Source organism: Bradyrhizobium sp. AUGA SZCCT0176 (assembly GCF_018130145.1).
Lineage (GTDB): Bacteria > Pseudomonadota > Alphaproteobacteria > Rhizobiales > Xanthobacteraceae > Bradyrhizobium.
Map to the genome: position 1 here is coordinate 159,012 of NZ_JAFCMB010000002.1, position 18,527 is coordinate 177,538.

The following is an 18,527-nucleotide window of genomic DNA, read 5'->3' on the forward strand; positions in this document are numbered from 1 at the left end:
GATGCGCGAAGCGCAGACCCGGAATCTCGAGATTCCGGGTTCGATGCTTCGCATCGCCCGGAATGACGGCCAGAGAGCCTCACCCCTTCTTCAACACCGACACGAAAAACCCGTCCGTTCCCGTGCGCCGCGGGGTCATCAGCCAACCCTCCGGCGTTTCCAGCGCGGCCTTGGCAAAGTCCTCCGCCTTGTCCCACAGCACGCTCGCCGTCTGTTCCGGCGGTACGACCGCAAACCCCGGATGGCGCGCGACAAAACTGCGAACCTGCGCGCCGTTTTCCGGTGGCAGCACGGAGCACGTGATGTAAGCGATCCGGCCGCCCGGCTTTACCAGAGCCGCCGCGCGATCAAGCACTTCAGCCTGGTCCTTCAAGCGCACCTCGAGCGCGCCGGGGCGCATCCGCCATTTGGCGTCGGGGTTGCGGCGCCAGGTGCCGGTGCCGGTGCACGGCGCGTCGATCACGACCAGATCGGCTGAGGCGTGGATGTCGGCCAGCGGGTCGGCGTCGCCCTTCGGCGTACGGACATCGGCGTTGTGGATGCCGGCGCGCGACAGCCGCTCGTGGATCGGCGCGAGCTGGCGCTTGTCGTGGTCGGTTGCGATCAGGCGGCCCTTGCCCTGCATCATTGCCGCCAGCGCAAGCGTCTTGCCGCCGGCGCCGGCGCAGAGGTCGATCACCTGCTCGCCGGGTTTTGCCGCCGACAGCAATGCCGCAAGCTGCGAGCCTTCATCCTGCACTTCAACTGCGCCCTTGATAAAGTCTTCCTCGGCATGGATGCCGGGGTTGCGGGCATCGGCGCCGAGTTCGATGCGCAGGCCGATCGCCGACCATGGCGTCGGCTGTGCGCCGAGATGAGAAAGCCGCGGCAACATCTTCTCGCGGTTGGCTTTTAGGGTGTTAATGCGAAGGTCGAGCGGCGCCCGGCTGGCCATCGCGGTGGCTTCCGCCACGCGGTCGTCGCCGAACACATCAGCCAGATGCGCATCCAGCCATTCCGGATAATCGCCGGCGATGTGCGGCGGCGCGCCGTCGAGGGAACGCGAGGTGAGCGCCGAGCGTTCGCCGTCGCTGAGCGGTTCCGGGGCAAAGCGGCCGCCGTCGCAGAGGGCCGAAATGGCGTCGGCATCGAGCTTGCGCTCCAGCTTCAACATGCCGAGCACGCGGGCCCGCGACGTGTCGGCCTCCATCAGCCAGGCGCTCGAGGCGCGGCGGCGCAGCACGTCCCAGATCAGGCCCGAGATCGCGGCACGATCGCCGGAGCCGGCATAGCGGTGCGCGGTGCCCCACTCCTTCAGCGCCTTGGCGGCGGGAACACGCTGGGCGTCGATAGTGTCGATCAGTTCGATGGCTGCGGACAGCCGGGCGGCGGGGGTCATTCAAAGCTTTCGGTTCGAGAAGGGCGCAAGCCTTACTCTTTGAGCATGATCTTCTTCGGAAAACCGGTTCCCACTTTTCCGGATCATGCTCTCAAATCAGCAACAGCATCTTCAGCGCGAAGTAGATCCACATCGCCAGCAGCACAAGGACGCCGGCGAACCAGGCCAGCGAGCGGGTCCGGACATCGTTGGAGGTCACGAAAATCCCGGCATGGGCAAAGCGCGTCACGACGAACACCCAGGACATCAGCAGGATGAAGAAATCGGCCTTGCGCAGCGGCAGCGCCAGCGCGATCAGGATGTAGAAGAGAACAGGGATTTCGAACTGGTTGCTGTAGCAATTGCCGATCTTGGTGGCCTTTTCCGGCCAGTTCGGCTGCCGCAGCGCGATGTCCTTCAGGCTGGTTTCCCGCGCTTTCAGGGCACCGGTCCGCGCCGTGGCCATCCACAGCAGCAGCGCAAAGGTGAGCCCGACCTGGGCAAAGACAGGCAGCAAGACCAGTTGAATCGACATCAGGACGCCCATGGGAATCTCCCCCGCAGGGCGTTCGCCGCCCGGCCAACCAATAGCGGGGGTGCCGCCCTGTGACAAATCAGCAGTCGCGTCCGCTTGAACCGCAATCGGCACCGCCGTGACCAAAAGCTGGAGGGTTCAGGTCATTCCGGCTTCGGACGGCTCCGACGCGACCTTCGAGATGGCGCCATGAACATCACCTCACCGCTCTGGACCGGCGCGGCCCGCGTGGCCGAAGTGCCCGGCGATTCCGTGACCTCCCTGCTCCGGATGGTTGGCGCCGGAACCGGCTGGTTCGACGACAGCGTCGATGGCGGGCTTGGCATTGTGATGTCGACGCTGGCGGGTGTCGCCGCCGCGCTGGCGGTGGCCATCGTGCTGTCGGTCTATTTCCGCAGCGGCTACCGCAGCCCGCGCGACCTTTTCAAGCGCGGCCTCGCCACTGTTGTCGTGATCGCCCTCGTCGCCTTCGTGGTCTACGACGTCAGGCATGCCGCGCTGGCCTATCTCGGCATCAATCCGGCAAAACCCGCCGTGGAATTCGAAATCCGGCTGCCGAAGGCGGCGCTGACCGCAATTGCCGATACCCAGGTGGAACTGCTCACCGACCGGAACCAGAAGCTGGCCAAAGTGCTGGATGCGCTGGCCTCGACATCGGACGGCCGCAGCGTGCTCACGGGAACCGTCACCCTCGACTACCGCACCACCGAACGCATGGTGGTGCTCAATCTGCCCGGGAGAGCGCAAACCCAGTTCAAGCTGCGGCTGCCGGCCAGCCCGACGCATTCCGACAAGTTCGGGCCGTGGCATCTGGCCGACGGCATCACGCTTGCGAAGGGCGACACCGTGACACCCGAGACGCACAACGCTTTTGCGATCCGCTACCGCGTGCTGTGAGCCGATCTCTTTTCCCTTCTCCCCTTGTGAGAGGGGAGGAAGACGCGGCGTTCTCAATTCGAACATCTTTTCAAACAATCCTTCAAACAACCTTCGGTTGCCTGTCGTCGGACGGGGCGGTTACCATTGGAATTTCATCATTCCGTCGCCGACAAATCTATAATCGGCGACGAAAGGATTTTCGCATGAGCTCATTCCGCCTGACCCAGATTTCCGATACCCACCTCGCCCGCCGCCTCGCAAAGCTCACCGACAATTTTCATCGCGTAGCTGCGCATATCGACGCGACGCGGCCTGATCTCGTGATCAACAGCGGCGATCTCGCATTCAGTGCCCCGACCAGCCCGGACGATCTCACCTTCGCCAAATCGCTGCACGCCGAGCTTCCGGTCGCCTGCCGCTATCTGCCCGGCAATCACGACATCGGCGACAACCCGACCGCAGTCGGACCGGTGCCGTCGCATCCGGCGAGCGAACAGCACCTGCAAAACTTTCGCGCTGTGATCGGCGAAGACCGCTGGCGGTTCGACGAAGCCGGCTGGTGTTTTGTCGGATTGAACTCGCTGATCATGAACACCGGGCTTGCCAGCGAGGCCGAGCAGTTCGACTGGCTGGCGTCGGAGCTGGCGCGCACGAACGGCAAGCCGGTCGCGCTGTTCCTGCACAAGCCGCTCTATCTCGACGCGCCCGACGATCCCGAGCTTGAGTCTTCTGCGATCCGCTACGTGCCGCAGCCGGCGCGGGCGCGGCTGATCGAGATGTTCGGCACGGTCGATCTGCGTTTAGTGGCCTCCGGCCACGTCCACCAGCGCCGCGATTTCACCTATGGCCGCGTCCGCCATGTCTGGGCGCCTTCTGTGGGCTTCATCATTCCGGGTCGCATCCAGGAAGTGATCGCGATCAAGGAAACCGGGCTGGTCGAATACCGGTTCACGCCCGACAGTTTTGAAGTCCGCCACATCAGAGCGCCCGGCCAGGTCAATATCGACCTGGACGAGTTGCTCCAAAAAGCGCCGGCCAGTTAGCCCCGTGAACCCGTGAATTCAGAATGGTCGACGGCCGTCCGCTTTGGCCGCCGTTCCGTTTCGCTCGGCCGGCTGGTCCTCGGCGCCGGCCGGCTCCCGCGTTCGCTGTCACCCTCTCCCTGGATATGCCTTTGCCTCCTTCTTGGGCCAAATCTGGCTAAAAACTGGTAATGACAACGTTGTCATTCTATCATACGGTGATCCGGCACCTTGGATCGCCACAGATGGAGCGACACATCCCCCTCGGCCTCTCCCATTCCTGCACCCAGCTGGATCGGTGGCGCGTGATCTTCGGTCCCGATGCGGACAGGACCCTGAGGCCGGTCCTGCACACCCGTTTCGGCTGAGGGAACGGCGATGAACTTCCTGCCGCTGTGGCGCTATCGCGACCAGTTGATCGATGGGACGATCGTCACGCTCGAACTGACCGTCATAGCCGCTTGCTTCGGCCTGTTGATCGGCACCGCCGGCGCCGTCGCACTCAAGGGGCGCGTGAAGCCCACGCGCTGGCTGGTGCGCAGCTACATCGAGCTGTTCCGCAATACGCCATCGTTGATCCAGCTCTTCATCGTGTTCTTCGTGCTGCCGAATTTCGGCTTGAAGCTGCCGGCGTTTGAGGCGGCGGCGGTGGCGCTGTCGCTCTACTTCGGCGCCTATTCGGTTGAGATCATCCGCTCGGGCCTCGACTCCGTGCCGAGAAGCCAGATCGAGGCCGGCCAATGCCTCGGTCTCAGCGGCTGGCAGGTGTTCTTCCATATCCTGCTGCCGCCGGCGCTGCGCAACGCCTATCCGGCGGTGACCAGCCAATTCGTGCTGCTGCTGCTCGGGACTTCGCTCGCCTCGCAGGTCGCCGCCGACGAGCTGTTCCACGTCGCAGGCTTCATCGAGAGCCGCACCTATCGCAGCTTCGAAGTCTACGCGATCATCTGCGCGGTCTATTTCGCGATGGCGATGTCGTTCAAGATCCTGTTCGCGGTGGTAGGCGCCCTCGCCTTCCGCTGGCCCCGGCGGCGTTGAGGCAGGCCGCCGCATGCGATCCTTCTCCTTCATCGATTTCGTCTCGCTGCTCTCGGCGCTGCGCTGGACGGTGGTGCTTGTCGTCCTCGCGCTAGGCTTCGGCGCGCCGCTCGGACTTGGGCTGGCGACGGGCCGGATCAGCCGCCTCGCCCCATTGCGCTGGATCTCGGCCGCAGCGATCCAGGTGATCCAGGGCGTGCCACTGCTCGGCCTGCTCTTCTTCTTTTATTTCGGCATGCCGGTGTTCCTTGGCATCCAGGTGCCGGCGCTCGTCGCGGTTACGGTGGCCTACACGCTCTACACCGCGGCCTTCCTGGGCGAGATCTGGCGCGGCGGGCTCGAGGCCGTGAAACAGGCGCAATGGGAAGCCGGTGCCTGCCTCGGCCTGTCGCGCTGGCAGCAATTCCGCCACATCGTGGGGCCGCAGGCGCTGCGCCTGTCGCTGCCGCCGACGGTCGGCTTCCTCGTCCAACTCGTGAAGGGCACCTCGCTCGCTTCGATCATCGGCTTCGTCGAGCTGGCGCGCGCCGGCCAGGTGGTGAGCGCCGCGACCTTCCAGCCGCTCCTCACCTACGCCGTGGTCGCGGCGATCTACTTCGCAACCTGCCTGCCGCTCACGCTGTGGTCCCGTTCCCTGGAGGCTCGCCTCGATGGCTCTCGTTGAAATCCGCGACGTCCACAAGAAGTTCGGCCGGACCGACGTGCTCAACGGCGTTTCGCTCGACGTCGAAGAGGGCGAGATCGTCACGATCATCGGCCGCTCCGGCTCGGGAAAATCGACGCTGCTCCGTTGCATCAACGCGCTCGAGACGGTCGATGCCGGCGAGATTCACGTCGAGGGACAAAGGGTCCACGCCAGGATGCCGGACTTGCGGCAGTTTCGCCAGCGCGTCGGCATCGTCTTCCAGGCCTTCAACCTGTTTTCCCACCTCAAGGTCGAACGCAACATCACGCTGGCCCCATTGCTCACCGGCCGCATCGGCAAGTCCGAAGCGCGCCCGCTTGCCCTGGATGTCCTCGCCCGCGTCGGCCTCGCCGACAAGATCGACGCCTGGCCGGAGCAGCTCTCCGGCGGTCAACAACAGCGGGTGGCGATTGCCCGCTGCCTCGCCATGGCCCCGCACCTCATGCTGTTCGACGAGGTGACGTCGGCGCTCGACCCCGAACTGGTCGGCGAGGTCTTGAAGGTGATGGAGGCGATGGCGCGCCAGGGCATGACGATGATCCTTGTCACGCACGAGATGGGATTTGCCCGCAACGTCGCCGACCGCATCGTCTTCATGCATCAGGGCCGCGTCTGGGAGCAGGGACCGCCGTCGAAACTGTTCGTCCGACCCGAGACCCCCGAACTCGCAAGTTTCATCGCCTCGGTGAAATGAGCACCTTCCAAGCAAACCGGCCATCGTGCCGCCACCAGGAGAGAGTTATGAGAAGATTGAAATCCCTCTTCGCTATCGCCACCACGGCGCTCGCCGTCCTCGCTGCGCCGGGTCTTGCCAGGGCCGACAAGCTGCAGGATGTGCTCGGTGCCGGACGTCTGCGCGTCGGCATCCTCACCGACGCTGCACCCTGGGGCTTCAAGGACGACAAGGGCGAAATCGCCGGCCTCGACGCCGATCTCGCCAAGCTGATTGCGGCCGATATGGGCGTGAAGCTCGAACTCGTCCCGGTGACGGGCGCGGCGCGCATCCCGAGCCTGCTGTCCGACAAGATCGATGTCCTGATCGCAGGTCTCGGTGCAACGCCGGAACGCGCCCAGCAGGTCATGTTCTCCCAGCCCTACGCGGTGGTGAATCTCGGCGTTTATGGTCCGAAGTCGATTGCCACAGCGACCGGCAAGAAGGCCGAAAACCTCGAACGCCACACCGTCGCTGTGGCCAAGGGAACGACGCTCGACGTCTGGCTCACCGACAACGCGCCAAAGGTGAAGCTGGTGCGCTTCGAGGACACTCCCGCGGCGATCGCCGCCTATCTCGCCGGCCAGGCCGATACCTTCGCCGAGAACAGCGCGATCGCGCTCAAGGTGAAAGAGCAGAATCCAACCAAGGAGGTCGAGCTGAAGTTCCTCATCCGTCAGTCGCCGGCGCATATCGGCTTGCGGCAGGGCGAGCAGAATCTGCTCAACTGGATCAACACCGACCTCTTCACCAACAAGCTGAACGGCAAGCTCGGCGCACTGCAGCTGAAGTGGTTCAAGGAAGAGCAGTCACTGCCGACCTTGTGAGTTCAGGCGAACTTCTTTTTTCTCGAGGAGCTGCAAACATGATTGAACGTTATTTGGTCGGCCCGCGCATGAGCCAGGCCGTTGTCTGCGCCGGCATGGTGCATATCGCCGGCCAGGTGGCCGACGACCGCAAGGCGGGGATCGTTTCCCAGACGACCCAGGTGCTCGGCAAGATCGAGGCGCTGCTGAAGCAGGCTGGATCCGATCGCTCCAGGCTGGTCGCGGTCAACGTCTTCCTGCCGCACATCACCGACTTCGAGGCGATGAACTCGGTGTGGGACGCCTGGATCGATCCCACCAATCCGCCTGCACGCGCCTGCGTCGAAGCGCGGCTCGCCGACCCCGATTTGCGCGTCGAGATGACGGCCGTCGCCGCCGTCTGAGACGCGCTTCGTGCTCTCCTTCAACCTTCGGCCGGCGTCGGTGACGACGCGGCCCCGAGGCATCCAATGCATACCGGACTTTTCCACGAGATCGACTTCGACGCCGACCACAAATGGTCCGGCCACCTCAGCATCCCGTTCTCGATCGATCGATCGCCCTATTTCCAGGTCAAGATTCCGATCTTCCGGATCCGCAACGGCGCGGGCCCGCGGGTTCTGCTGATGGCAGGTAACCACGGCGACGAATACGAGGGTGAGATCACGCTCGCGCGGCTGTTTCGCCGGCTCGATCCTGCCATCATCAAGGGCGAGGTGACGATCCTGCCCTTCGCCAATCTCCCGGCGGTGATGGCAGCCCGCCGACGCTCACCGCTTGACGAGGGCAATCTCAACCGCGCCTTCCCGGGCGACCCCTCGGGCACGCCGACTTTCCGGCTCGCTCATTTCCTCGAACATGAACTCTTCCCCCGCCACGACGTGATCTTCGACATCCATTCCGGTGGGACGTCGATGGCGCATCTGCCTTGCGCCCTGATCGAGCGCCAAGGCCCGCCGGACATGTTCGCCCGCGCGCTCAGTCTCATGGAGGGGCTCGGAATGCCGTTCGCCTTCGTCGCCGAAAACGGTGCCGAAGCGCCGACCTCGATGGCAGCAGCCGCGCGGGCCCGAGCGATCGGCATCTCCGGCGAATTCGGCTCCGGCGGCACCGTCACGCCGCAGACGATGGCCCTGACCGCCCGGGCCGTGGACCGCCTGCTGCTCGCGCTTGGCATCATTGATGCGCCGGTGCTCGGCCCACACGTCCCCATCGAAGGACAAACCGAACTGCTGGCGCTGGAGAGCCACGCCCAGGCGGTGTTCGCGACACGGCGCGGCTGGTTCGAACCGGCGGTCGTGGTCGGCGCGCGGGTTGGGGATGGCGACGTGGCGGGCTGGTACCACGATTTCGAACGACCCGAGGCGCCGGAGGAAGTGCTGCACTTCCCCGCCGCCGGGATCGTGATCTCGCAACGTCTCCACACCGACTGCCAGAGCGGTGATTGCCTGGTCCAGGTTGGCCGGCCGTTGACACGGGGTGAGGTTTCGGGCCGATGAGATTTTGATGCGCGAAACGACTCTAGAGCGTTTTCCAGCGAAGTGGACGCCGGTTCGCGTCAAGAAAACGCGTCAAATCAAGAATCTAGAGCCCCGTTCCGATTCCATCGGAACGGAAAAGGCTCTAGACAACGCCAGCACTTGGGTTCGATGGCCGATCCGACCGTGACAACCTTCGATGATGTCGTGCGAATTCCGGCGCCGCCCGGGCGCGGCACTGCGGTCGGGCGACCGCCGCGCATCGAAGAGGTGGCGGAACGCGCCGGGGTCTCCCCGATCACGGTGTCGCGGGTGCTGCGTCATCCCGAGAAGGTCAATCGCGAGACCCGCGACCGCATTCTCGAGATCATCGAGGCGACCGGATACGCTTCCAACCCTCACGCGCGGGCGTTGCGTTCGGGCCGCTCCAACGTCGTCATTGCCTTCGTCTCCAACATCCTCAGCCAGCAGTTCGGCTTGGCCGTGCGCAGCTTCGCAGCGGCGCTCGAGCCGGAAGGATACGAAGTGTTGGTCGGTCAGACCTCCTACTCCTATGCCCGGGAAGTGGCGATGCTGCAGTCGCTGCGCGGCATCCGGCCGGCGGCCGTGCTGTTTACCGGCGTGATCGAGCTCGAAGAGAACCGGGCAGCCCTGCAGGAACTGGCCATTCCGGTGATCGAGACATGGGCCTATCCGCGTGATCCGATCGACATGCTCGTCGGATTCTCCAACGCCGACGCCGGAGCGATGGCGGCACAGCGACTGGCGGCCGCCGGACATCGCCGCGTTGCCTTCATCGGTCGCAGCAGCGGCCGCGGCGCGCTGCGCCGCGACGGTTTTCGCGCAGCCGCTGGAAAACTCGGCATCGAGATCGTGCACGAGATCGCCGTCGACGAGATCACCGGTCTTGTCGACGGCCGCGCCGCCTTCGGCGCCCTTCTCGCCCGTGGCGATCCGGTCGACGCCGTCTTCTGCGCCAACGATCTGTTGGCGACGGGGGCGCTGATCGAAGCGCGCTCCCGCGGCCTGTCCGTGCCGCGCGATCTTGCGTTGCTTGGCTTCGGCGACAACGACGTGGCGGATCAGATGACGCCGGGCCTCACCACGATCGCATTTGATTCCGCGGCGATCGGCCGGATCGCCGGCGAACTTCTGCTGGCGCGTTTGGCCGGTACGCCGCATGCGCTGCAGCGTCACGCGGTCGAACTCTTCTTCGTCGAGCGCGGCAGCATCTAAAGACCTACTCCCTACGCCTTGTCCGGCCCGACGCGCACCAGTTGCTTGCCGAAATTGGCACCCTTGAGCAGGCCCATGAACGCCGCGGGCGCGCTGTCGAGGCCCTCGGTGACGAACTCCTTGTGCTTGATCTTGCCTTCACGGAACCACCCCGACATGTCGCGCAGGAAGTCGCCGTGGCGCGCAGCAAAATCGCTGACGATGAAGCCGCGGATGGTGAGGCGCTTGGTCAGCACCGCGCGCATCATCTTGCCGGCCCATTTCGGCGAGGTCTCGCCGAAATTGTTGTACTCGGCGATCAAGCCGCAGACCGGCATGCGCGCGAACGCATTGAGCTGCGGAAATACCGCCTCGAACACCGCGCCGCCGACGTTTTCAAAATAGACGTCGATGCCCTTCGGGCAGGCGTCCTTCAGCTTCGCCGCGAGATCGGGATCACGGTGATCGAGGCAATCGTCGAAGCCGAGTTCCTTTTTGACGTAGTCGCATTTGTCCTTGCCGCCGGCGATGCCGATCGCCCGCGCGCCCTTGATCTTCGCAATCTGGCCGACGGCCGACCCGACGGCGCCGGAGGCCGCCGCCACCACGACGGTTTCGCCCGCCTGCGGCTTGCCGATATCGAGCAGGCCGGTATAGGCGGTCATGCCGGGCATGCCGAGCACGCCGACCGCGGTCGAGATCGGTGCGAGCTTCGGATCGATCTTGGCCAGACCCTTGCCGTCGGAAATCGCATGCGTCTGCCAGCCGGCGCGCGACAGCACGATGTCGCCTTTCGCAAAACCGGGATTGTTCGAGGCGATCACCTCACTGACCGTGCCGCCTTCCATCACGCCGTCGATCGGCACCGGCGCCGCATAGGACGGGCCGTCACTCATCCGCCCGCGCATGTAGGGATCGAGCGACAGCCAGATGGTGCGCAGCAGGACCTGGCCCTCACCGGGCGTCGGCGCGGTATATTCCTCGAGGCGGAAGTCGGATGGCTTCGGTTCGCCCACGGGGCGAGCAGCGAGAACGATGCGTTTTGCGGACATGGTTGTTTCCTCCGGATTGTTATTTGTCGTCATTGCGAGCGTAGCGATGATGCTACGTCATTCCGGGATGGTGCGTAAGCACCAGACCCGGAATCTCGAGATTCCGGGTTCGATGCTTCGCATCGCCCCGGAATGACGGCTGATATTACCGTACTCGAATATCAGGCCGCGATTTTTGCCAGCGCGGCCTCAAACGCCGCCGCAGCGCTTGGCAAATCCGCGAAAGCAAGCCCGCTATCGGCGGTCTGCTTCTGGTCCGCGGTCGCGGTAGGACGCACTTCCGCAATCGGCTTTGCCCCATCGAGCAAGGCCGCCGGCGCGATCACGTGAAATTCATGGGTTTCGACCGGCTGATCCTTCAGCAGGAAGACACTGAGCGAGACGATGTCAGTACCTCGCCGATAGGAAATATAGCGGTCGACCGCCACCGAACCGTCGCGCTGCATGCCGCCGAGTTTTGCAAAGCCCTTGGAGTCGAGCAGCTTGTGGGCCTTGAAACCCTTGATGCCAACCGACTTCGCTTTCGCGGTCTCTTCCGACAAATCGAATTTGGCGGCCATCGCCTTGCCGATTTCAGCGAGCTGCTCCGACATCGCGTGCTCGAACTCTTTTGCCTCGGTGCGCGGCTTCGATGCCTTGCCTGGCCTGGCCGCGTTGCGCTTTTGCAGCTCGGCGTTGCACCGCGCGATGATATCAGCCGCGGCTTTCCGCTCGGCGTTGACGAGCAGATTCTTCAAATCCTGATTTGAAAGCGCGGCAATCCTGTCGTCCGACCAATCGACCATGATGTTCAATTTCTTTCAAAAACAGCGCTGCTAGCGCATGAAGGCAGCGTCATTCCGGGATGGTCCATAAAGACCAGGCCCGGAATCTCGAGATTCCGGGTTCGATGCTGCGCATCGCCCCGGAATGACGGGCCTTAGCTCAAACTCCGCCCGGATAGTTCGGGCTTTCGCGGGTGATGGTAACGTCGTGGACGTGGCTTTCGCGCAGGCCCGCACCGGTGATGCGCACGAACTGCGCCTTCTCGTGGAATTCGGCGAGGTTGCGCGCGCCGACATAGCCCATTGCCGCGCGAAGACCGCCGGCGAGCTGGTGCATGACGTTGCCGACCGGGCCCTTATACGGCACCTGGCCCTCGATGCCCTCGGGCACCAGCTTGAGCGTGTCCTTGATGTCCTGCTGGAAGTAGCGGTCGGCCGAGCCGCGCGCCATCGCGCCGACCGAGCCCATGCCGCGATAGGCCTTGTAGGAACGGCCCTGCCACAAGAACACTTCGCCCGGGGTCTCGTCGGTGCCGGCGAGCAAGGAGCCGACCATGGCGATGTCGGCGCCGGCGGCGAGCGCCTTGGCCAGATCGCCGGAATATTTGATGCCGCCGTCGGCGATCACGGGGATGTCGGATTTCTTGGCGGCTTCGACCGCATCCATGATCGCTGTCAGTTGCGGCACGCCGACACCGGCGACGATGCGCGTGGTACAGATCGAACCCGGCCCGATGCCGACCTTGATCGCGTCCGCTCCGGCATCGATCAGCGCCTGCGCGCCTTCCTTGGTGGCGATGTTGCCGGCAATGACCTGCACAGCGTTGGAAAGCCGCTTGATGCGATTGACGGCTTCCAGCACCCGCGAGGAGTGGCCGTGCGCGGTATCCACCACGATGAGGTCGACACCAGCGTCGATCAGCAGCTCGGTGCGCTCAAAGCCGCCCTCGCCGACCGTAGTCGCCGCCGCGACGCGAAGCCGTCCCTGCGCGTCCTTGCAGGCGAGCGGATGCGCGACCGCCTTTTCCATGTCTTTCACGGTAATCAGGCCGACGCAGCGATATTGCTCGTCGACCACCAGCAGCTTTTCGATGCGATGCTTGTGCAGCATCCGCTTCGCCTCGTCCTGGCTGACGCCTTCGCGCACCGTGACGAGGCCTTCATGCGTCATCAGCTCGGAGATTTTTTGCCTGGGGTCGGTGGCAAAACGGACGTCGCGGTTGGTGAGGATGCCGACCAGCTTGCCGGGAACGCCCTTGGAGGCACCGGTGACCACGGGAATGCCGGAGAAGCCATGATCGGTCATCAACGTCATCGCGTCCGACAGCATGGCGTCGGGGCCGATGGTCAGCGGATTGACCACCATGCCGGATTCGTACTTTTTGACCTGCCGCACCTGGGCGGCCTGGCCTTCGGGATCGAAATTGCGGTGAATGACGCCGACGCCGCCGGCCTGCGCCATCGCGATCGCCATCCGCGCTTCGGTCACCGTATCCATTGCGGAAGCAATGATCGGGATGTTGAGCGGGATTGCGCGGGTCACGCGGGAGCGGATATCCGCCTCCGAGGGCAGGATGTCGGAAAGACCGGGTTTGAGCAGCACGTCGTCGAACGTGTAGGCTTCGCGGATAGCCTGAAGTCCCTGCGCCATTTGCCAACTCCTTTCGGCGGCCTTCCGCCGCATATTATTTAAGATGAACGTCGCCTTCGGCTGCGCGAGCGGCGCTGCCGTCGAATCGAAGCCCATCGGTGGGGTTGACGGTGGTCGATAGCATGGCAGGCGGCCGAATCAAAGCGTTTGGCCGCTATGCACAGGCTTTTCCCGAAAAGCCCTTAGTTAAAGGGCCTTAACGTTGATATCCCGGCGGCGGGCCGTGCTGGCGGATCGCCTCCACCACCTCCCGGTGCCGGCGGTCCTCCCGCCTCATGTGAACCGCGATGAGCGCATGCGCCGACGGCACCAGCAGCAGGACGTGGAAAAACAGGCCGAAAACCAGGCAAAACACCAGCAGAACGAGGTTGAAGATCGCCGAAAATGGCTGCCCGTTCAGGAGCAGCCCAAGTGGCGGCAACAGCGCGGCGAGCAGGTAGATCATCGTCGGGTCTCCGGTGGCGCCAGTTGGCGGCGTCACGCAGGATTTAGGTGGTTTGCACGGTTCCGCAATGGCTTGTCCGACAGCGGGGTGATACAGCCCAATTCACCCCGCCTGCCCTCCCGCACCCCGATTCCCGATGGACAAACAGCGCCTGATCCCGCTCATCGTGGCCACCGCCCTGTTCATGGAAAACATGGACGCGACGGTCATTGCGACGTCGCTGCCGGCGATCGCGGCTGACATCGGCACCAGCCCGCTGACGCTGAAACTTGCGATCACGTCCTACCTGCTTTCGCTCGCGGTGTTCATTCCCGCCAGCGGCTGGACCGCCGACCGCTTCGGCGCGCGGATGGTGTTTTCCATCGCCATCGGCGTCTTCATGCTGGGATCGATCGGCTGCGCGATGTCGACGTCGGTCACGCATTTCGTGATCGCGCGCATCCTGCAGGGTCTCGGCGGCGCGATGATGACGCCGGTCGGACGACTGGTGCTGCTGCGCTCGATCGACAAAAGCGGGCTGGTGCAGGCGATGACATGGGTGACGGTGCCGGCGCTGATCGGCCCGGTGATCGGGCCGCCGCTCGGCGGCTTCATCACCACCTATTTCTCCTGGCACTGGATCTTCCTGATCAACATTCCGATCGGGCTGCTCGGCATCTTCATGGCGATGAAATACATCGATCCGATCCGCAGCGAAGACCCGGAGCGGTTCGATCTCTACGGGCTGGTGCTGGCGGGCATTGGCCTCGCCGGCATCGCCTTCGGCCTCTCGGTCGCCGGGCTCAATCTCCTGCCGTGGACGGTCGTCGCGGGCCTTGTTGCGGTCGGTTCGATCTCGATGGCGCTCTATGTGGTGCACGCGCGGAAGACGGGTTCGCCGGTCCTCGACTTCTCGATGCTGCGGCTGCAGACGCTGCGCGCCAGCATCTATGGCGGCTTCCTGTTCCGGCTCGGCATCGGCGCGCTGCCATTCCTGCTGCCGCTGCTGATGCAGGAAGGTTTTGGGCTGACGCCGTTCCAGTCCGGCCTCGTAACGTTCTCGTCCGCGGTCGGCGCCATGGGCATGAAAACGCTGGCCGCGCGCATCATCCGCACCTTCGGCTTTCGCAACATGATGGCGGTCAACGCCATCATCAGCTCGGTATTTCTCGCCGCCTGCGCCCTGTTCACGATCACGACGCCGTTGATGCTGATCTTCATCATCCTCGTGGTCGGCGGCTTCTTCCGCTCGCTGCAATTCACCGCGATCAACACCGTCGCTTATGCAGAAGTCGAACCGGCGCAGATGAGCCGCGCCACCACGCTTGTGAGCGTCAACCAGCAGCTGGCGACCTCGGCCGGCGTCGCCGTCGGCGCGTTCTCGGTGGAATCGACCATGCTGTGGCATCACGCCACCGAACTGGATGCAACCATGTTCGGCCCGGCCTTCATCGTGGTCGCGATCATCTCGGCGGTGTCAGGCTGGTTCTTCTGGCAGATGCCTGACGATGCCGGCCACGAGATCTCGGGCCGCAAGGCGGTCGAGATTTCCAGCCGCAAGGGCGCGGAAAAGGCCGCGACAAAAGCCGCCAGCGAAGGCCCCGAGGACACGCGCGATCAGCGGCTGGGATAGATCCGTCACACCCAGTTGATCCCGGCGCCGGAAACATATCCGGGCGCAACCGTTTTCCTTTCGTACCTCGAAAGGAAAGACACCATGAAACTCGCAAAATTCGGAACGCTTGGATTGGCCGCGGTACTTGCACTTGCAAGCAGCTTCGCGCTCGCACAGACCGGTACTGGTTCCACCGGTGGCAGCACCGCAACCGGCGGATCGACCACAAGCGGCTCCACCACGGGACCGTCGGTCAACAGCACGACGACAGGCAGTTCGACCACCGGCTTGAGCAACGATGCCGGCAGCGCTGCCGCCGGCGCGAACAGCGCGCGGAATCCCTCAGGAAATCCCGCAATCAATACCTCCCCCAGCGGATCGCCGGTAACTCCTGCTCCGGGTTCGGGCGTGGGACGATAGCGCCGTGTCGTGACATACGGTTGTATGTGATTTTTATCACTGCGATCCATCGATACACTGGCAAAATTTCCCTCCTGGCGAGATGGGCTCGCCAGAAATCAAGGAGGGAAACGTCTATGACCAAAGCGAACACGGAAGCTTCGACCAATCGTCTCGACGACACCGATCTGGAACTCGTGAGCGGCGGTGAACGCACCCTTTACGAGAACCTCCATCGGCTGTGGTTCGCGGCGAGCTGCGTCCTCTCAGGCAGTACGCTGACCGTGAAGGGCGATCAGTTGCACTGCAGCTGACACGCTGGCGCGAATAGCGCTTCTGACTCTAACGGCCTCGGCGCCGAAGCTTGAAAGGCGCTGAGGCCGTTATTGCGAGTTTTTGGAAGCTGAGCCGCGACGCCGCGCATGGACCGACGCCTTCTGCGGACGCGCCAAGCCGCGCCGCCAGCGAAACTGCCTGCGCTTCATCCGATCGCCTCGTCGACGGGCAATCGCGTCGATTTCAGCATGTTTGCACCCGGCCCAATGAAGGCGCAACGCACCGAAGCGCTTACCCACCTGTGGCACAGACCTTGCCTGCAAATGAGCATCTTTGTTCTGCAGAGGGATCGCTGCTCATGTCGCATTCATCGTTTTTCCTCAGCCGCCGGCACTTTCTGCAGACCACCCTGGCCGGCGCGACAGCTGTAGGTTTCCACGGTTCGGACGCCGCTGCGCAAGGCCGCTCGGAAACATTGCTGGTGGTGCAGGAGCTCGGCCCCAATTCGCTTGATATGCAGGGCGTCGGTTCGAACCAGACCGTCAACGGGCTGTCCTGGAATTGCTACGACCGGCTCCTGACCTACGCGTCAAAAACGCTGCCCGACGGGACGCTGTCCTACGACCGCGAAAAACTCGCGCCTGAACTGGCCGAGGGCTGGGAAGTTGCGGCCGACGGCATGTCCTGCACCTTCAAGCTGCGCAAGGACGCAAAGTTTCACGACGGCACGCCGGTCACGTCCAGCGACGTCAAATGGTCGTTTGATCGCGCGGTCAGGGTCGGCGGTTTTCCCACCTTTCAGATGTCAGCGGGCTCGCTGGAAAAAACGGAACAGTTCGTCGTCGTCGACGACCACACTTTCCGGATCGACTATGTCCGCAAGGACAAACTGCTGCTGTTCAACGTCGCCGTCGTCGTCCCCTTCATCATCAATTCGCAACTGGCGAAGAAGAATGCGACGCCAGAGGATCCCTGGGCATTGAGCTGGCTGAAGAACAACGAGGCCGGCGGCGGCGCCTACAAGCTTGACAGCTGGAAGCCCGGCACCGAGACCGTCCTGACGCGCTTCGACGACTGGAAGAGCGGCCCGCTTCCGAAAATCAAACGCATTATCATGCGGGACATCCCTTCCGCCGGCACGCGGCGGGCCACGCTGGAACGCGGCGATGCCGATCTCTCGAGCGGCTTTGCCCCGCGTGATTTCGATCAGGTCATCAAGGACGGCAAGGTCAAGGTCTCCGGCGTGCCGATCCCGAATGCGCTTTGGTCGTTGGCGCTGAATACCGCCAAGCCGCCGTTCGACAATGTCAAACTGCGCCAGGCGCTCGCCTGGGCGATGCCTTACGAACAGATCCAGAGCAGCGCCTTCTTCGGCCGCGCCGTTCCGATGTATGGCGGCCCCACTGAGGTCTCAAAGCCGGTATGGCCACAACCTTTCCCCTATGTCACCGACCTCGACAAGGCCAAGGCGCTGATGAAGGAGGCCGGTTTTGAGACCGGGTTCGAGACGACGCTCTCGCTCGACACCGGCACGGCAACGGTCGGCGAGCCCACCATCGTGCTCATTCAGGAGAGCCTCGCAAAGATCGGTATCAAGACCGACATCAACAAGATTCCGGGCGCCAACTGGCGGACGACGCTGAACAAGAAGGAATTGCCGCTGGCGCTCAACCGCTTCAGCGGCTGGCTCGATTATCCCGAATATTACTTCTACTGGAATTTCCACGGCAACAATTCGATCTTCAACATCTCCTCGTACCAGAACAAGGAGATGGACAAGCTGATCGACAAAGCGCGCTTTACGACCGATGCCGCGGAATACGAAACGACCGTGAAGGCGTTCATTGCGCTGTGCATGCGCGACGTTCCGGTGATTCCGCTTAACCAGCCGATCCACGACGTCGCGATGCAAAAGAACATCAGCGGCTACGAATTCTGGTTTCACCGCGAGCCCGACTTCAGGCAGTTCGTCAAGGGATAGCCGATCAAGCGATCGGCGCCGGCTAGCCAGCCTCTTCAATCTGCAATGGAAACCCGTCTGATTTGCTGTGTGATGTCAGTCACGGCAAAGGCCCGGCCGGTGCCGTATCCCTGTGAGCATGGATGGCGGGAACGGTCCCGCTTCAAAGACAAACGGGAGACGACCATGACCGAGTTCAAGACCTCAGATCTGCTCGACGACGCTGCGCTGGAAATCGTGGCTGGCGGCGTGCAGGAAGGCGGCTGCATTCCGGGACGCCCGGTGCCGAAGCCGCCGTACCCGACCGGCGACTGGACGTTCAAGGACGTCTTCGTGCGTTGGACCATCGGCTAACCATCAATCCCAAACCAACAGGAGACTGACATGAACAAGAATGAACTGAGCCTCGATGAATTGAACAAGGTTGCCGGCGGCATGATCAAGCAGACCTGCCCACGACTTCCGACCGGGACCGGCCCGACCTTCCCGACCGACCCGTTTCCGTTCCCGATTCCGTTTATTCCGCTTGGTCCGTTCCGTTTCTGATCCTTCACGGCATCAGACCGGCAAGAGGCCGCCCGTCAGGCGGCCTCTTTTTTCGTCATTGCCTGCGACAAACGCAGAGCGTTTGCGCACGGGAGCACTTGCGACGAAGCAAT

The 18,527-nt window shown here is 63.5% G+C and carries 21 protein-coding genes; 14 read left to right on the top strand and 7 right to left on the bottom strand.

The features are described from left to right. Nucleotides 1–79 precede the first annotated feature (79 nt). Together JQ600_RS05805 and JQ600_RS05810 are read right to left on the bottom strand one after the other, a co-directional pair. A complete protein-coding gene (locus tag JQ600_RS05805; protein WP_212388720.1) occupies nt 80–1,378 on the bottom strand; it encodes an RsmB/NOP family class I SAM-dependent RNA methyltransferase in 1,299 nt (432 codons plus the stop codon). A gap of 91 nt (nt 1,379–1,469) precedes the next feature. After that, the gene (locus JQ600_RS05810) at nt 1,470–1,892 is read right to left on the bottom strand and encodes an MAPEG family protein (RefSeq protein WP_192739738.1); all 423 of its coding nucleotides are present in this window, start codon (nt 1,890–1,892) and stop codon (nt 1,470–1,472) included. Nucleotides 1,893–2,081: 189 nt separating this feature from the next. On the opposite strand from JQ600_RS05810, the gene JQ600_RS05815 reads away from it, so the two are divergent. From JQ600_RS05815 to JQ600_RS05855, 9 genes are all read left to right on the top strand, one after another. Continuing rightward, nucleotides 2,082–2,789, top strand: a complete 708-nt coding sequence (locus tag JQ600_RS05815) for an acriflavin resistance protein (RefSeq protein WP_312010968.1) — start codon at nt 2,082–2,084, stop codon at nt 2,787–2,789. A gap of 185 nt (nt 2,790–2,974) precedes the next feature. Next, on the top strand, nt 2,975–3,814 hold the full coding sequence (locus JQ600_RS05820) for a metallophosphoesterase (RefSeq protein ID WP_212388722.1): 840 nt from the start codon (nt 2,975–2,977) through the stop codon (nt 3,812–3,814). 357 nt (nt 3,815–4,171) lie between these two features. After that, the gene (locus JQ600_RS05825) at nt 4,172–4,831 is read left to right on the top strand and encodes an amino acid ABC transporter permease (RefSeq protein ID WP_212388724.1); all 660 of its coding nucleotides are present in this window, start codon (nt 4,172–4,174) and stop codon (nt 4,829–4,831) included. A 13-nt stretch (nt 4,832–4,844) separates the two neighbouring features. Continuing rightward, nucleotides 4,845–5,495, top strand: a complete 651-nt coding sequence (locus JQ600_RS05830) for an amino acid ABC transporter permease (RefSeq protein WP_212264901.1) — start codon at nt 4,845–4,847, stop codon at nt 5,493–5,495. After that, the gene (locus JQ600_RS05835) at nt 5,482–6,210 is read left to right on the top strand and encodes an amino acid ABC transporter ATP-binding protein (protein WP_212264902.1); all 729 of its coding nucleotides are present in this window, start codon (nt 5,482–5,484) and stop codon (nt 6,208–6,210) included. Before JQ600_RS05830 ends, JQ600_RS05835 begins: the two co-directional genes overlap by 14 nt. A gap of 47 nt (nt 6,211–6,257) precedes the next feature. Next, nucleotides 6,258–7,055: a transporter substrate-binding domain-containing protein gene (locus JQ600_RS05840; protein WP_212264903.1), complete on the top strand. Its 798-nt coding sequence runs from the start codon at nt 6,258–6,260 to the stop codon at nt 7,053–7,055. 38 nt (nt 7,056–7,093) lie between these two features. After that, complete coding sequence (locus JQ600_RS05845) at nt 7,094–7,438, top strand: RidA family protein (RefSeq protein WP_212388725.1); 345 nt, start codon at nt 7,094–7,096, stop codon at nt 7,436–7,438. Nucleotides 7,439–7,504: 66 nt separating this feature from the next. Beyond that, on the top strand, nt 7,505–8,533 hold the full coding sequence (locus tag JQ600_RS05850; protein ID WP_212388727.1) for a succinylglutamate desuccinylase/aspartoacylase family protein: 1,029 nt from the start codon (nt 7,505–7,507) through the stop codon (nt 8,531–8,533). 150 nt (nt 8,534–8,683) lie between these two features. Continuing rightward, complete coding sequence (locus JQ600_RS05855) at nt 8,684–9,748, top strand: LacI family DNA-binding transcriptional regulator (RefSeq protein WP_212388729.1); 1,065 nt, start codon at nt 8,684–8,686, stop codon at nt 9,746–9,748. A gap of 11 nt (nt 9,749–9,759) precedes the next feature. Here the strand turns inward: JQ600_RS05855 and JQ600_RS05860 are convergent, their stop codons facing one another. The 4 genes from JQ600_RS05860 to JQ600_RS05875 all read right to left on the bottom strand — a co-directional run bounded on the left by JQ600_RS05860 (nt 9,760) and on the right by JQ600_RS05875 (nt 13,639). Beyond that, nucleotides 9,760–10,779 (bottom strand): NADP-dependent oxidoreductase, encoded by a 1,020-nt coding sequence (locus tag JQ600_RS05860; protein ID WP_212489741.1) that lies wholly within the window; start codon nt 10,777–10,779, stop codon nt 9,760–9,762. A 161-nt stretch (nt 10,780–10,940) separates the two neighbouring features. Continuing rightward, nucleotides 10,941–11,564 carry a hypothetical protein gene (locus JQ600_RS05865; protein ID WP_212388731.1) on the bottom strand — a complete coding sequence of 208 codons (624 nt, stop codon included), beginning with the start codon at nt 11,562–11,564 and terminating at the stop codon, nt 10,941–10,943. Nucleotides 11,565–11,703: 139 nt separating this feature from the next. Further along, the gene (gene guaB, locus JQ600_RS05870; RefSeq protein WP_212264907.1) at nt 11,704–13,194 is read right to left on the bottom strand and encodes an IMP dehydrogenase; all 1,491 of its coding nucleotides are present in this window, start codon (nt 13,192–13,194) and stop codon (nt 11,704–11,706) included. Between the two features lie 196 nt (nt 13,195–13,390). Beyond that, entirely contained in the window at nt 13,391–13,639 is a 249-nt protein-coding gene (locus tag JQ600_RS05875) for a hypothetical protein (RefSeq protein ID WP_212264908.1), read from the bottom strand. A 136-nt stretch (nt 13,640–13,775) separates the two neighbouring features. Here JQ600_RS05875 and JQ600_RS05880 point away from each other — a divergent pair, with 136 nt between their 5' ends. Further along, a complete protein-coding gene (locus tag JQ600_RS05880; protein WP_212388732.1) occupies nt 13,776–15,251 on the top strand; it encodes an MFS transporter in 1,476 nt (491 codons plus the stop codon). 5 nt (nt 15,252–15,256) lie between these two features. On the opposite strand, the gene JQ600_RS05885 is transcribed toward JQ600_RS05880, so the two are convergent. Further along, nucleotides 15,257–15,595 carry a hypothetical protein gene (locus tag JQ600_RS05885; protein WP_212388734.1) on the bottom strand — a complete coding sequence of 113 codons (339 nt, stop codon included), beginning with the start codon at nt 15,593–15,595 and terminating at the stop codon, nt 15,257–15,259. A 174-nt stretch (nt 15,596–15,769) separates the two neighbouring features. Here JQ600_RS05885 and JQ600_RS05890 point away from each other — a divergent pair, with 174 nt between their 5' ends. The 4 genes from JQ600_RS05890 to JQ600_RS05905 all read left to right on the top strand — a co-directional run bounded on the left by JQ600_RS05890 (nt 15,770) and on the right by JQ600_RS05905 (nt 18,414). Next, nucleotides 15,770–15,946 (top strand): hypothetical protein, encoded by a 177-nt coding sequence (locus tag JQ600_RS05890; RefSeq protein ID WP_212034130.1) that lies wholly within the window; start codon nt 15,770–15,772, stop codon nt 15,944–15,946. 320 nt (nt 15,947–16,266) lie between these two features. Further along, nucleotides 16,267–17,889 (top strand): ABC transporter substrate-binding protein, encoded by a 1,623-nt coding sequence (locus tag JQ600_RS05895; RefSeq protein ID WP_212489742.1) that lies wholly within the window; start codon nt 16,267–16,269, stop codon nt 17,887–17,889. Between the two features lie 165 nt (nt 17,890–18,054). After that, nucleotides 18,055–18,222 (top strand): hypothetical protein, encoded by a 168-nt coding sequence (locus tag JQ600_RS05900; RefSeq protein ID WP_212264911.1) that lies wholly within the window; start codon nt 18,055–18,057, stop codon nt 18,220–18,222. Between the two features lie 30 nt (nt 18,223–18,252). Next, nucleotides 18,253–18,414: a hypothetical protein gene (locus JQ600_RS05905; RefSeq protein WP_212034131.1), complete on the top strand. Its 162-nt coding sequence runs from the start codon at nt 18,253–18,255 to the stop codon at nt 18,412–18,414. The last annotated feature ends 113 nt before the right edge of the window (nt 18,415–18,527 follow it).

Coding starts and splice junctions, on each gene's coding strand:
- JQ600_RS05805 (WP_212388720.1), bottom strand. CDS start 1,378: ATGACCCCCGCCGCCCGGCTGTCCGCAGCCATCGAACTGATCGACACT.
- JQ600_RS05810 (WP_192739738.1), bottom strand. CDS start 1,892: ATGTCGATTCAACTGGTCTTGCTGCCTGTCTTTGCCCAGGTCGGGCTC.
- JQ600_RS05815 (WP_312010968.1), top strand. CDS start 2,082: ATGAACATCACCTCACCGCTCTGGACCGGCGCGGCCCGCGTGGCCGAA.
- JQ600_RS05820 (WP_212388722.1), top strand. CDS start 2,975: ATGAGCTCATTCCGCCTGACCCAGATTTCCGATACCCACCTCGCCCGC.
- JQ600_RS05825 (WP_212388724.1), top strand. CDS start 4,172: ATGAACTTCCTGCCGCTGTGGCGCTATCGCGACCAGTTGATCGATGGG.
- JQ600_RS05830 (WP_212264901.1), top strand. CDS start 4,845: ATGCGATCCTTCTCCTTCATCGATTTCGTCTCGCTGCTCTCGGCGCTG.
- JQ600_RS05835 (WP_212264902.1), top strand. CDS start 5,482: ATGGCTCTCGTTGAAATCCGCGACGTCCACAAGAAGTTCGGCCGGACC.
- JQ600_RS05840 (WP_212264903.1), top strand. CDS start 6,258: ATGAGAAGATTGAAATCCCTCTTCGCTATCGCCACCACGGCGCTCGCC.
- JQ600_RS05845 (WP_212388725.1), top strand. CDS start 7,094: ATGATTGAACGTTATTTGGTCGGCCCGCGCATGAGCCAGGCCGTTGTC.
- JQ600_RS05850 (WP_212388727.1), top strand. CDS start 7,505: ATGCATACCGGACTTTTCCACGAGATCGACTTCGACGCCGACCACAAA.
- JQ600_RS05855 (WP_212388729.1), top strand. CDS start 8,684: ATGGCCGATCCGACCGTGACAACCTTCGATGATGTCGTGCGAATTCCG.
- JQ600_RS05860 (WP_212489741.1), bottom strand. CDS start 10,779: ATGTCCGCAAAACGCATCGTTCTCGCTGCTCGCCCCGTGGGCGAACCG.
- JQ600_RS05865 (WP_212388731.1), bottom strand. CDS start 11,564: ATGGTCGATTGGTCGGACGACAGGATTGCCGCGCTTTCAAATCAGGAT.
- guaB (WP_212264907.1), bottom strand. CDS start 13,194: ATGGCGCAGGGACTTCAGGCTATCCGCGAAGCCTACACGTTCGACGAC.
- JQ600_RS05875 (WP_212264908.1), bottom strand. CDS start 13,639: ATGATCTACCTGCTCGCCGCGCTGTTGCCGCCACTTGGGCTGCTCCTG.
- JQ600_RS05880 (WP_212388732.1), top strand. CDS start 13,776: ATGGACAAACAGCGCCTGATCCCGCTCATCGTGGCCACCGCCCTGTTC.
- JQ600_RS05890 (WP_212034130.1), top strand. CDS start 15,770: ATGACCAAAGCGAACACGGAAGCTTCGACCAATCGTCTCGACGACACC.
- JQ600_RS05895 (WP_212489742.1), top strand. CDS start 16,267: ATGTCGCATTCATCGTTTTTCCTCAGCCGCCGGCACTTTCTGCAGACC.
- JQ600_RS05900 (WP_212264911.1), top strand. CDS start 18,055: ATGACCGAGTTCAAGACCTCAGATCTGCTCGACGACGCTGCGCTGGAA.
- JQ600_RS05905 (WP_212034131.1), top strand. CDS start 18,253: ATGAACAAGAATGAACTGAGCCTCGATGAATTGAACAAGGTTGCCGGC.